Origin of the sequence: Peribacillus sp. FSL R5-0717 (assembly GCF_038002945.1) — a bacterium.
Lineage (GTDB): Bacteria > Bacillota > Bacilli > Bacillales > DSM-1321 > Peribacillus > Peribacillus frigoritolerans.
In genome coordinates this window covers 5,276,278-5,289,834 of the sequence record NZ_JBBOOF010000001.1, presented here as the reverse complement: position 1 = coordinate 5,289,834, position 13,557 = coordinate 5,276,278, and the positions used below count along the sequence as shown (strand labels likewise).

12 protein-coding genes and 1 pseudogene are annotated in these 13,557 nt (G+C 38.1%); 10 read left to right on the top strand and 3 right to left on the bottom strand.

The features are described from left to right. The first annotated feature begins 238 nt into the window (after positions 1–238). The 3 genes from NYE65_RS25305 (at position 239) to NYE65_RS25295 (ending at position 2,950) form a co-directional block, all read left to right on the top strand. Complete coding sequence (locus NYE65_RS25305) at positions 239–742, top strand: PCYCGC domain-containing protein (protein WP_230137383.1); 504 nt, start codon at positions 239–241, stop codon at positions 740–742. A 176-nt stretch (positions 743–918) separates the two neighbouring features. Next, complete coding sequence (gene uvsE / locus NYE65_RS25300) at positions 919–1,890, top strand: UV DNA damage repair endonuclease UvsE (RefSeq protein ID WP_268591752.1); 972 nt, start codon at positions 919–921, stop codon at positions 1,888–1,890. A 487-nt stretch (positions 1,891–2,377) separates the two neighbouring features. Beyond that, positions 2,378–2,950: a site-specific integrase gene (locus NYE65_RS25295; protein WP_194719377.1), complete on the top strand. Its 573-nt coding sequence runs from the start codon at positions 2,378–2,380 to the stop codon at positions 2,948–2,950. Positions 2,951–3,539: 589 nt separating this feature from the next. On the opposite strand, the gene NYE65_RS25290 is transcribed toward NYE65_RS25295, so the two are convergent. After that, positions 3,540–4,250: a Dph6-related ATP pyrophosphatase gene (locus NYE65_RS25290; RefSeq protein ID WP_340862012.1), complete on the bottom strand. Its 711-nt coding sequence runs from the start codon at positions 4,248–4,250 to the stop codon at positions 3,540–3,542. Between the two features lie 389 nt (positions 4,251–4,639). Between NYE65_RS25290 and NYE65_RS25285 the strand changes: the two genes are divergently transcribed. From NYE65_RS25285 to NYE65_RS25265, 5 genes are all read left to right on the top strand, one after another. Continuing rightward, positions 4,640–5,311 (top strand): GntR family transcriptional regulator, encoded by a 672-nt coding sequence (locus NYE65_RS25285; protein ID WP_106026344.1) that lies wholly within the window; start codon positions 4,640–4,642, stop codon positions 5,309–5,311. 17 nt (positions 5,312–5,328) lie between these two features. After that, entirely contained in the window at positions 5,329–6,546 is a 1,218-nt protein-coding gene (gene lhgO, locus NYE65_RS25280) for an L-2-hydroxyglutarate oxidase (protein WP_098185979.1), read from the top strand. Positions 6,547–6,573: 27 nt separating this feature from the next. Then, positions 6,574–6,915, top strand: coding sequence for a DUF3870 domain-containing protein (locus tag NYE65_RS25275; RefSeq protein ID WP_034306813.1), 342 nt, complete (start codon positions 6,574–6,576; stop codon positions 6,913–6,915). A 328-nt stretch (positions 6,916–7,243) separates the two neighbouring features. Next, positions 7,244–8,182, top strand: coding sequence for a glutarate dioxygenase GlaH (gene glaH, locus NYE65_RS25270; protein ID WP_340862011.1), 939 nt, complete (start codon positions 7,244–7,246; stop codon positions 8,180–8,182). A gap of 207 nt (positions 8,183–8,389) precedes the next feature. Beyond that, complete coding sequence (locus NYE65_RS25265) at positions 8,390–9,151, top strand: hypothetical protein (RefSeq protein ID WP_340862010.1); 762 nt, start codon at positions 8,390–8,392, stop codon at positions 9,149–9,151. Positions 9,152–9,470: 319 nt separating this feature from the next. Here the strand turns inward: NYE65_RS25265 and NYE65_RS25260 are convergent. Then, a pseudogene (locus NYE65_RS25260) lies at positions 9,471–9,789 on the bottom strand (transposase); the annotation flags it as partial. 381 nt (positions 9,790–10,170) lie between these two features. After that, positions 10,171–11,283 (bottom strand): NAD(P)/FAD-dependent oxidoreductase, encoded by a 1,113-nt coding sequence (locus NYE65_RS25255; protein ID WP_340862009.1) that lies wholly within the window; start codon positions 11,281–11,283, stop codon positions 10,171–10,173. Between the two features lie 173 nt (positions 11,284–11,456). On the opposite strand from NYE65_RS25255, the gene NYE65_RS25250 reads away from it, so the two are divergent. Then, complete coding sequence (locus tag NYE65_RS25250) at positions 11,457–12,050, top strand: branched-chain amino acid aminotransferase (protein WP_340862008.1); 594 nt, start codon at positions 11,457–11,459, stop codon at positions 12,048–12,050. A 439-nt stretch (positions 12,051–12,489) separates the two neighbouring features. Further along, positions 12,490–13,428, top strand: coding sequence for an MBL fold metallo-hydrolase (locus NYE65_RS25245; RefSeq protein WP_340862007.1), 939 nt, complete (start codon positions 12,490–12,492; stop codon positions 13,426–13,428). The last annotated feature ends 129 nt before the right edge of the window (positions 13,429–13,557 follow it).

Here is a 13,557-nt window from a genome sequence, read left to right as displayed (position 1 = left end):
AATAAGTAAATATGTGCCTAACAAAATTAAGAATGATGGCAGCATTCTCACAACAAGATCACCTCGCTCTTACTTCTTAAAGTGTGGTTTATACTCTATAAATATGCATTAAGTCGTACCGGAAAGCCATTATAGTATGCTTGACATTTTAAATCCTAATAATTAAGGAAACTTATGCTTGTAGAAACAGCTTACGTGCCATAAAATGGGAGTATTAAAAGAAGCAAGGAGTGTAAAAATGAATCTGAAATTAATGACGGTAACTATGGGAATCTGTTTTTCAATAATACTTTCAGGTTGTTCAAGTGAAGAGGAAAGTGTTGTACATAAAGAAAGCGGCCATGAAGGACATTCAGAGCATACGGTATCCGGAGATCTTCAGGAGGAAACCAGCAGTAAGGAAATAGCACCGGATTTCTTAGCTGAAAAACCAGAGGATATGAAGACAATCTATTTAGCTGTTGCACAAAATAAAGATTTACTAGAAAAAATACCTTGTTATTGCGGTTGCGGAGAGTCAGCTAACCATAAAAATAATTATGATTGCTTTATCCATGAGAATAAAAAAAATGGGGAAGTGGTTTGGGATGACCACGGTACAAGATGCGGAGTTTGCTTGGAAATTGCTGCGCAATCCATATTGGACTTGAATGATGGTATGAGCGTCAAAGAGATCCGGAATAAAGTCGATGAAAAATATAAAAGTGGGTATGCCAAACCAACTCCTACCCCTGAAGTGTAAGTGAAAAAAAGTATGAAATTCTGAAATGATAATTTGGAAAATGGTTTTGGCCCGATATTCTTTCGGAAAAAGGCCATTTTTTTAATTTCTTGGAACGGTGGATTTTTCACATATATATTATTGGTCAAAAAGGGGAATACTTCCATTAAACATTCAACCGTAAAGGAGCCATCACCTTGACATTAATTCGCCTTGGTTATGTAGCCATGAGTAATCATGTGCCAAACTGTTCGCCATCCCAAACGATGACTTATACTCAGTTTTCGAAGATTAAGGACAGAGATGCAGCGATAAGGAAGCTCGAACGCCTTTCAATATCCAATCTTCATAATTGCTGGCGTTTACTGATTCATAACGAAGCCAATAATATTCAGTTCTTTAGGCTTTCTTCAAAACTTATCCCTTTAGCCAATCATCCGGAAATTCCAGAATGGGATTACATAGAAGCTATTTCAGAAGAACTGGCTAAATTAAAAACATTCATAAAGAATCACCCCAAAATAAGGATAGATTTTCATCCAGATCATTTTGTCATCTTGAATAGTTCAAATATTGATATTCTGAGGACATCCTTAAAAACATTAAGGATGCATTATACATTATTAAAAAAAATGGGAGTGGATCCCGAACATCGCTGTGTTTTGCATGTTGGCGGGGGGTACGGCGAGCATGTACAGGCATTAGAGCAGTTTATCCATAATTGGGGTTTGATTCCGGAATCGATTCAAAGAATGGTCATTCTTGAGAATGATGATACTACCTTTACTTTGTCGGAAACCCTTTATTTATGTGAAAAATTGGGAATACCAATGGTTTTTGATTATCACCATCACCTCGCACATCATTTACCAAATGAAGATTGGAAAGATCATTGGGACCGAATATTGACTACCTGGAGTAATTCCAAACTACACCCTAAAATGCATATTTCAAGTCCAAGGTCCGATAAAGAATTTCGAGCACATGCTGAATTTGTGGATACTGGGATGTTCATGGAATTTTTACAACAAATAAAGGGAAGCTTACCACATCTCGATTGCATGATTGAAGCAAAACAAAAAGATGGAGCGCTTTTCCAGCTGATGGAGGAGCTGAAAAGTCACAAAGACATAGAAATCATTGATGATGCCAGTTTTTATATTCATTAATGGATTGGGGGATATTTGACAAAGGGAAGTAAATTGAATTCTCTTTGTTAAATTTAAAATGAAGAAATGTTTAAAACCAAAGTTAACATAATCAGATTATAGTAAATTAAATGAATTGCCAAATGAATGGAAAATTCATCGGATTATAGGTGTGGTATACATTATTTTACAAAAATATTAAAAAAGTCAAAAAAACGAGCTCCGTATTTGGCTTTTAAAGCTATTGTTTTAATTCATTGGAGTCATAAGTCAAGAACCGATTAAAAGCGCTCTATGAAGCTATAAGCCTGTGAAAGGAGGGTAGTAGATTACAAGCGCTTTTTGGGTCACTTTTATTAGAATATTCCGAATGTAACAAAGGACCTCTATTGATACATTCGAAATCCCGTTAAATCAAGGTTTATAAGCGTATAAAAATTTATAAAACTTGCCTTTTTTTAAGCTGTTCACGTACAATGAAAGAAGGAGAAAGGGGAATGAGCCGTTCATGCAAGCAACCTCTCAAAGAATTAAAAATGTTCAGCCGATACGCAGGTTAGATCACATAGAAAAGATGAAAAAATCACTATTAAAATATTGCAGCTACAGGGATTATATGATGTTTTCAATCGGGATAAACATCGGATTACGTATAGGGGATCTTTTACAATTGCGAGTGAAAGACATCCTTGAGGGTACGCATATAGTCATTGTGGAGCAAAAAACAGATAAAATTAAGCGGTTCCTTGTCAATCCTCAGCTTCGTAAGGAAGTTAGGAAGTATGTCCGCAAATCGAACCTGAAAAATGAACAGTATTTATTTCCAAGTCGAAAAGGTAATGGTCCAATCACCAGGGTGCAGGCCTATCGAGTTCTGAACAAAGCGGCTGAAATGGCAGACATTCCGGATGTCGGTACACATACCCTCAGAAAAACCTTCGGCTATTTGCATTACCAAAAATTCAAGGATATCGCTCTACTGCAGCAAATCCTTAATCATTCCAATCCCAAAGATACGATGATTTACATAGGACTCACACAGGATTTAATGGACGAAACATTAATGGATTTCTATTATTAATTGAACGGACGAAGACAACTCCTGTATTTTTCATTCTTTTTATATGGATAACACAGTCCTTAAATAGAGCATTATTATAGAGAAACATTATTTCGTTATATCTGAAAGGGGAGATAAAACCGGCATCATTGGTGGGGTGAGGTGAAAGGGGTTTCGGAGGGGGATAAGCTCCTTATACTAAGAAAATCGCCTTCACTGAGGATTTTTGAGAAATATAAGAGTTTTATTAGGGCAACAGTTTTAAATCAACCGAATGACTTTTCAAAAAAGACTAGAATATATAGTCTTTTTTTTTGATGTCACCAGTACTGATTTTTATCGCTTAATTTCTTATTAAAATAGTATTTTAGAAATTTTTTTCTTCTAAAAGTCTGTTGTTCTCCAATTTAACAAATAATGAATCAGAAAGTTATCAGCAATGAATGATTGCTGAAAAGTTAAGTTACTATAATTTTATTATGTTAACTAAAATAATTTTATCCTATTGTTAAAGGGCTCCTCAGATGAACTGCACCTCAATCCTTAAAGAAAATCACATAATTGGGGTGCAGTATAGAGTTGTTGCCAGGAATATTGATAATAAGTTCGGTTATAAGGTACTCTTATTCGTCATCTTATCTAGCTCCAAAGGTAAAAAAGCATACTCCCCGTCTTTAATAATCTCACATTTACAAACTGGAATTGGCTGTTTAAAAATAGGCCCATCTATTACTGTAGTATGAAACTCTCCACCTTCTCCGCAGGGGTCAATGCCGCGAGCTTCAAGTTCCTTCACGTATTCATGGGTTAATGTTCGTCCTAAATCATCCTCTCGCATTCCCAATGATAAATTAACGGTTACAATGATCGTAACGAATCCTAGATTGATGAACTCTTCGACAGCTTCACGATGGTTCATTTCCCATAAAGGCATTCCAAGCTTCAACCCGGCATTCTTCGTAACCTTTTCATGCCAACAACCATGGGCAGGCATATCCAGGTCCCCAGTTACCAACACTTCTGCTCCTTGATTCTTCGCATCTTCTAAAAGGCGCATAAATACCTTTTCATAATCAGTCCAACTCGCAGCTGCAGTATATACAGGCAAACCTATTGATTCAGCTTGGGCTTTTATGAGTTCCGGAGGCATTCCATGGGATCTGGAACGTTTGCCTTCCTCCTCCAGCATGACAATCAGTCCTACAGCTTCTCCAACGTTCAATGCCTTATATAAGGCTAAGACACTATCCTTTCCTCCGCTAAAAGATGCTATGAATTTATGCCCGTGAGCACTATTTTTCCAATCGATTAATTCTGCCATGCAATTTTCCCCTTTATTCTAATGACTTTTACCAATTTCAAATTTTGTATCATAACTATATTTGTTTGATTTTAACACGCTTGGAGCCTGCAGATAAGATATTATTGTATCTTGATACAAAAAGACTTGATTTGAATGGAATTTCATCCCAAAAAAACTTCTCTATACTGAACTGAACAATATAAGATGATTATTTTAAATCACTAGTGTATAGCTACATATAAATGAATGCCATAAATTATCTTTATATGAGAAAAGTAGATGTTTACCTAGTATTGTATCCAGTGTTTTTAAAATTGGATACAATTTATTTAATTTTCTGTATTGTAATCGCTTCATTAAGTTGATATAGTTTAAATTGTATCCAATATCGAAAGGTGGACGCTGGATTGGATAATGCTAATTCTAAAAGAGATAAATCTACAATCGTAAAAAATGTAACGAAAAGTCTAAGGAAGGCGATTTTGAATGGGACGTTGAAAAAGGGGGAGCGACTCATCCAAGAGGAGTGGGCAGATCGCCTCGAAGTCAGCAGAATGCCCATTCGTGAAGCCCTTACACAACTTCAAATGGAGGGGTTGGTGGAAATGGTTCCTCATAAAGGAGCAATCGTCACACCGATTACCCGGGATGATATTGAAGAAATTTATCATACCAGGTCTCTGCTTGAAGGCCTTGCTGTAGAAAAGTCGCTTCCTTATTTAACAAAGGAGGATAAAGAAAAATTAAAGGGAATTTTGATTGAAATGGAAGGGATTCAGTTATCTGATGAAACCAATGAACATTATATCCTTTTGAATGCGGCTTTTCATGAAACCCTCCGAAAAGGGTGCCCATGGCCAAGAGTTCAAAAAATGGTAGAAACGTTGGGTATCTCACCCATTGCGCCGAATTTACTGATTGATTATTACCCAGAAACACAACGGGAACACCGGATGATATATGAAGCGGCACTAAGAGGGGATCCTGCAGAACTAAGGGCAGCAGTAGAATTTCACATCTTACGGACTAAGAACAATTTAATTACGTATATGGAGTTGCTGAATACTAAAAATCATTAATAAAAGGAGTGTTAATTGTGTATGATTTCGCAATTGTTGGCGGGGGAATTGTAGGTTTATCGACGGGGATGGCCCTTTATCAGCGGTTTCCTAATGCTAAAGTGGTAGTCATTGAAAAAGAGGCTGTTGTTGCAGATCATCAAACGGGGCATAACAGCGGAGTCATCCATTCAGGAATTTATTATAAACCAGGCAGTTTCAAAGCACGGTTTGCCCGTCAAGGAAGCAAATCAATGACGGAATTCTGTAGGATGCATGGAATTGATCATGATATTTGCGGCAAGGTCATTGTTGCAACAAAACCAGAAGAGTTGCCCCTTCTAGATGATTTATTTTCACGCGGTTTACAAAATGAGCTAGCTATCCAAAGAATCGGTGTGGAAGAGTTAAAGGAAATTGAACCGCATGTTAATGGACTTGGAGCGATTCGCGTCCCGCAAGCTGGCATCGTCAATTATCGTCAGGTAAGTGAAAAGATGGCGGATATCATCCGAGGCAACGGCGGTGAAATCAAGCTGAATACAAAGGTGGAGAAGATTGACGAGGATTCTGATGAAGTCATCATCGCTACGAACAACGGGACAATAAAAGCAAGGATAGTCATTAATTGCGCTGGATTGCACAGTGACCGTATCGCAGCAGCCGCGGGGTATAAAACTGATATGAAAATTGTCCCGTTTCGCGGTGAATATTTTAAATTGAAGCCCGAAAAGCGCTTTCTTGTCAATCATTTAATTTATCCGGTACCTAACCCTAAGTTTCCATTTCTAGGAGTTCATTTCACACGGATGATTAGCGGCGAAGTAGATGCTGGCCCAAATGCTGTACTAAGTTTCAAACGTGAAGGTTATAAAAAAACCGATTTCAATGCGAAGGATTTAACTGAAGTTTTAAGCTATAAAGGTTTTTGGAAACTGGCCAGTAAATTCATGAAGGAAGGGATGGATGAATATGTCCGTTCTTTTAGTAAAAAGCAATTTACGAAAAGCCTTCAGGAATTGATTCCGGAAATTCAAGAAGATGATTTAATCCCTGCACCTGCCGGAGTCCGAGCACAGGCGTTACAGGATGATGGTAATATGGTGGATGATTTTCATATTATAATGGGGAAACGGACCATTCATGTTTGTAATGCACCGTCACCTGCAGCAACAGCCTCCATTGAAATTGGAAAAGAGGTTGTTACCCGCATTCCGGAACAAACACACTTATTGGAAGCTGTATTGACAAAATAATATTCGTTAAAGAGAGGAAGAGGCCTCATGTTCAATGGTAAAACAATTTTTATTGCAGGTCACGCACGTTTACCTCAAGGGATGGCGGCGAAAAGTGTCTTTGAAACATTGACCATCACTGCAGAAGTCGATGCTAAATATGGTGTTATCCTGGAGGCTTCTTGTACACTGGCAACAGAGCATGGACGGGAATTTATTGGGCGTTTATTAAAAGGGATCAGTTTAAATGATGGTGTTGATGAAGCGATAGAATCGATTACATCTTATTATCGGGGGAAAGCGGCTAATGCATTGATTGCTGCATTGAAGGACCTGGATCTCCATTTTCAGCAAATTAAAGCGGCAGAAAAAACGAAACTACCAAGTTAGTAAAATAATTTATCAGAATAATTTGTAAAATATGTTGACAATTATATGAAAAAACGTTTTAATGTAATTAAGCCAATATTATGACATTAACACCTTTTGGAAACTACCTTTTCAGAATCGTGTAAAGATCTTAATGATTGGAAACAGGAAAAATAAATCATACATAAACTGCATATTCGCTGTGACTCTATTTGCATAGAGCAGTGAAGTGAATATAAGCCAGTTGTACAGTTGGATTCCCATTTTATTTGGGGATCATGTGCGACTGGCTTTTTATATTTCCTGTTAACCTTGTCACCTATATTACAAATAACAGGAGGAATCATTCATGAACATTGCAGAAAAAAAGAGAGCGAAGTTTGAAAGGAAAACAGAAAAATACGAGGTGAAAGTCCACCCTCAATCCAGCCGTTTATATCATATTGAAATTTCAAAAGAGGCGATTGCTGCTTTTTTAGAAACGGTATCCAAGGATAATCAGTCTGTTCAACATCTGGAATATACGCCATATGCACGACTCATCATTGCTTCATATCTTTTGGATCAAGTGGGGGAAGACTTTGGTGAATTGCTTCGAAACATCGTTCATGATCGGGAATCCGGCGGCTTCACCCTTGGCTTGGAGGGTGTCACGGAGAATACAGATGAATATGTCATTTTTGCAACGGCCATTTCATACTTGCTGGGAACTCCAAACCATGATTCCATGTCAGGGAAATATTATGCCCGCTTCAGTGTTCAAGACACGGATAGCAGTGATTCATATTTACGTCAGGCTTATCGTTTATTTACACTTCATACGGATGGCACCTTTGTAGATGAACCAACGGACTGGTTACTAATGATGAAGATGATCGAACAAAATGCACGTGGTGGCGAATCACGTTTATTGCATTTAGACGATTGGAAAGAGCTTGATATGTATGTGAATCATCCATTATCCAGCCACAAATTTACGTATAAAGCTCCAAAAAGCAAGAACGTTGACCAGGAAATTGAAAGATTGACCTTCTTCAATCATAATAACAAACCTGGTGTATGTTTTATCGATCAATTTGTTTATCCTGAATCAATCGAACAAGCCAAATACTTGCGCGATTTATCCAATTCATTAGAAAGAGATGAAAGTGTGCTTGAACTTGAACTGCCTGTTGGAGATTTAGTTGTTGTCAACAACATATTCTGGCTTCACGGCCGCGCTGCATTTGAAAAGGATCCGAACCTGAATCGTGAATTACTTCGCCAACGCGGAAGATTCAATCAATAGTTCCAATTTGTAAACCCAAACATTTTTTTCATCCCCAAATACCATTTTCAAGATAAATTCTTTTCAATCCAAGGGTTGGAAAGCAATTTATCTTTTTTTTGAGAGGTTTCCAACAAGGTTCATAATGCCCCTATGTCGGTGGCAAATCTGAATTTCTGATATACTGGATTGGCCAAAATAAATAAAGGGAAGAAGGGGTAGTAATTTATGGGGATCGCTAATTTTTCTAAGTTTACGCAATTTAAAGACTTAATTAAAGCTTTACCTGCTGTCTATACAGATGAAATGATAAAGAGTGAGCAATTTTTGCTTAAAAGAGAAGAAAAGAAAAAACTCGAAATATATTATGCTCCTTTCGAATATATAAATGAACGGGCCAAAGTGGTGGTTGTCGGAATCACTCCTGGTTTACATCAAATGAAAAAGTCTTATTCTACCGTAATTAATGCAAGAGGGCACCTGCATGGTGACGAAGAGATCCTGCACGAAGTAAAAAAAAATTCCAGTTTTGAAGGAACGATGAGAAAAAATTTAGTTAAAATGTTGGATGAGCTTGGATTACACACATACTTAAACATTTCGTCCACACTGGATCTTTTTGGCGAAGCGAGTCACCTCGTTCATACTACCTCAGTTTTAACCTACCCAGTTTTTTATAACGGAAAAAACTATAGTGGAACAACTCCGAACATTTTAAAGACCGAGTTGCTTAAAAAAAATATAATGGAAGGCTTTGCTACCGAAATAGGTACCATTGATCGTCCGCTTATTATTCCTTTAGGCGTTAATGTTACCAAGGTCTTAAACTATTTAGCGGGTCAAGATTATTTGGATGCCAATAACATACTTCTAGGATTTCCTCATCCATCTGGAGGAAATGGTCATCGTCATAAGCAATTTGCAGCAAATAAAGAGCAAATGAAAATGATGTTACTGCACTATTTTTCAAAGGAAATGACTGTGGGTTAAAAAGGAGTGCTGTATGCTCATTGAAGCTTTTGTAGGTATGAAAGGATGGGAAACAATTGATTATTGAATTCTATAATTCATCTATTTATGTTAAAAGTAAAATTAACTATTTACTACTGATATTATGGTGATTATAATAGGAACGAATGTTCTTAATTATAGGAGGCATTAACATGGATGAATTAGAGGAATTTTTAAAAACACTCACTATTGAAGAGTTAAAAGTTATTTATGAAGAAGTAAGTGAACCTGATATTAATAAATAGATGAAATAAATTGAAATGGAAGATTCTTATTTTTTCATTTCAAAGAACAGCATGTTTTTTCCCGAACGTGGAGTAGGAGGTACTTTATCATGAAAACCATAGCCTAAGAACCAACGGTAAGGCTTATTTGTTTCCGCTTCTTCAATCGTTTTACGCATGGAACGAATACCAAAGGTATATTGGCTAAAATAACTGGATCAATACTTGGGCGTCCTACCTCTGAATACATATCTTTCACCAAGTCATAAATGTAAGTGAAGTCAATGGCAGCCTCCATTTACGAACCAAATGGTTCGGTGGCACCAGTTGAACTAAATCTAAAGTAATCATTTCAAGTTGATCTCGCTGTATAGAATCATCTTTAGAAAGCATCTTCATCAACTCATGTTTTAATACTTCTATTTTAAAATGACCCTAGGCAGAAGTGTTCTAACTAAGAGTTCAAGCAAAGTTGATTGGAACGGAAGGTACGAGACTCCTGCTTAGAAAAGCGCGTCTAGGGGAGACCCCGCAGGCGAAAGCCGAGGGCCGACCTCCCGCGGAAAGCGATGCCCTACGTTCCAATCAACGTCCCAATTGGACAAGCCATAAAAATAGACAAACTCGATTTTCCTCGAGTTTGTCTACAGTCTGAATCAAGGACCCATTAAAGGTCCTTGATTTTTTTTTGAAAAGGACCATTTGAAAAAAACGGAACTGATCATTTTCTGATCAGTCGAGTTCATACAGCAAGTTAATTAAAGGGAAGTTAAATTATAGCGCTCCTCTTACATCATAATTATCGATTTCTATTTCAATTTCTCTGTCAAGTGCGAGGTTTGCCAATAGTGAGCCTATATATGGGCCCATAGTTAAACCTGAAGCTCCAAGACCATTGGCTACGATTATGCCTCCCCAGCCAGGTAAAGGTCCTATGACGGGAAGGAATCCCGGCGTGAATGGACGGAATCCGACCCTCGCTTCAACAAACGTGCTATCTGTCAAACCGGGGGCGGTTTGCAAGGCTTTGTTGAAAACCTCCTGCAGCCCTCCTGCGGTCATTCGGTTATCGAAAACTTCCGTATTTTCATGAGTCGCCCCCGCAACGATTTTATTATGATCAAAAGCCAAAAGATATTGATCACTCGGAGGCATGACTACAGGCCATTTATTTGTATTTTCATTTGCCATTTCCAGATGAATGATTTGAGCCTTTTGGAAAGTGACTTGAAAATTCACGCCCAGTGGTTTCAGTAATTCCGGTGCCCAAGCGCCAGCACAAACAATCACTTTATCAGCAGGAATGAATTCATCTCTAAGTGTTACACCTGACACTTGAGAACCGTTATATGTAAGTTTAGCTTCGCCATACATAAGTTTTGCACCGTATTTTTGTGAAGCCCTCAATAAGGAATCACGCAGTGCGCGTCCATTGATCCGCGCTGCACCACTCACATGAACGGATGCATATTCTCTGGAAAGAGGCGGGAATAAGGCACGTGTTTCCTCTGCGGAAAGTAAGGTGATCGCCCCCATCTCCGGTGCATCTTCTTGCCGTTTTGCCGCCCGGTTCTTCATGGCATTCAGTTTAGCTTCATCTGTATGCAGACTTATGGCACCGACCTGGGCATACCCAGTCTCGGTTTCACCGTCCCGTTCAAGTTCTTCAATTAAACCAGGGTAAAAGGCCGCACCATTTTTGGCAAGAAGATACCAAGCTTGGTTGCGCCTTTGCGATATCCACGGGCAAACGATTCCTGCAGCTGCAGATGTTGCCTGACCGACATCTTGGCGGTCAATAATGATCACTTCAACCTCATTTTTAGCCAATTGATAGGCAGTGGAAGCTCCCAAAATTCCTGCACCAACTACAATGATTTTTTGCATGATTCAACATCTCATTTCTTTCATATGTATAAACGCTTACCACTACTATATCGGAGTCCAGAAATGATTGCCACATCTGATATTGTAATTTCTTTCACAAAGTTATTTTATCTATACTGAATATGCTATGATTGAAATTGTGAAAGCTTGAAAAGACACTAGGAGGACATATCATGCTAAAAAAACAAATGGAATCATACATATCAGAATCCGTAATCGAAAACAAGATTGAGTTATTTAAAAAAGAAAAGGATTATGTAGAAAAGCATAAATTACTCCCCGAGGATATCATCATAGTTAAAAAAGAAAATGCATCGCGTTTTACGGATGCTTATATGGAGCGCAGTAATAAAGAGAGCGAAGAATTAATCTCTGAAGAGAACTCTGCATTTTTATCACAACCGATTGAGTATTTGAAAAAAAACAAAGATGAATTCCTTTACTTTGAATCACGATGGTTCGAATTAATCGGAGTTGTGGCACTTTCGTTAGAAGTCGATGATGTTTTCGGCACATATAACGCGATGTTCGGATTGAAATTCCAGAAAAAAATGGGAGATGTTTTAAAAACGTATTTAACCAAGGAACTCCAAGAAGGAATTGGGTCGTTCAGTTTAATGTTTAACCAGGGCGAAGGGCTATGGGATGTGAATGTTGCCTTGGATAACATTAAAGGGTTTCAAGAAGGCATGTCATTCGAAGAAGCTTTTCATTTAATTTATCATTTTCTTTTCAACCTTGTTCAAACGATCGAGGAAGATATGTAAAACGAAGTGCCGTAAAAGGTAAGACAAAGTTGATTGGAGCGGGTGTACGAGACTCCTGCTTAGAAAAGCGCGTCTAGGGGAGACCCCGCAGGCGAAAGCCGAGGGCCGACCGCCCTCGGAAAGCGAGTGCCCTACGTTCCAATCAACGTCCAAATTGTACAAGCCATAAAAATAGACAAACTCGATTTTCATCGAGTTTGTCTACAGTCTGCCGCCATTAATTTTAATGGCGTTTTTTTAATTTTCATGAATTAACCATTGCGCCTAGGCTATGGCTTCTGGATTTTAATCGATTGGCTCTGGATATGATTAAAGGAAACTGAGAAAATTCGTCGAATTGATTAATGATATACGTTATTTAATAAACTTAAATGTTTTGTTTTTAGCAATTTCGATTTTTTTCATGTAAATGTAGTTACATCGGAAGGGGAAGTTATACTTGCTGAATGAATTGAAAGTTACTCAAATTACCATTCCATTGCCTTTTAGATTGGACCATGTCCATTGTTACTTGGCGGAAGGTGAAAAAGGATGGACTATCATTGATGCGGGATTAAATAACAAAACGACCAGGGATATATGGAACCCAATTATCGAAAAACACGATATTGCCGATATTATCATCACACATTATCACCCAGATCATTTCGGGTATGCAGGGACATTACAACAATTGACCTGTGCGGATGTATGGATGACAGAAGTGGATGAGCATGCGGGAACTACGTATTGGGAAGCCGATTCGCTGAATCTGCTTAAAGAAAATTACAATGCGTGTGGTATGGAAGAAGATGTCGCCGCGGCCTTATCCAGTGACGAAAGCGGATTCATGCCCCAAGTAAAACCCTATCCTACCGTAAATAATCATCTTGAAGAAGGAATGAAGCTGCATTTTGGCAAATATGAGTATGAAGTGCTTTTCACTCCGGGACATTCGGACGGCCTGATTTCCTTATATAATAAGGAAAATAGCGTCCTTTTTTCGACAGATCATATATTGCCCAAGATATCTCCAAATATATCTTATTGGTTTAAAGGTTTCAGCAACCCATTGGAAGAGTTCTTTAATTCTTTGAAAAAAATACAAAAGCTTGACGTTGAATATGTCATCCCTTCTCATGGGAAACCGTTTCAAAATGCCAATAAAAGAATTGTTGAATTGTTGGATCACCACCAGGACCGATTGCATGTACTTCATGAAAACATGAAAGAGCCGATTTCTGTAAAAAGTGCTGGCCAGATCTTATTTGGAAATCTGTCCATTCACGAAACCAGATTTGCTGTAGGTGAAACATTGGCACACCTAGAATACCTTCTTTTGAATGACCAATGCAGAAAGTTTAAACGTGATGGCAAATGGTATTATCAATCCATCTGAAATTTTTCCCCAACTATAGTAAAGTCATCTAAACCGCTAATTACTCCATCTTATGTTTATTATCGCTATGGAAAGCTGGCGGGTAAGGGAAAAGTGGAGAGACAGGGGATACTCGAATACATGCCTGAT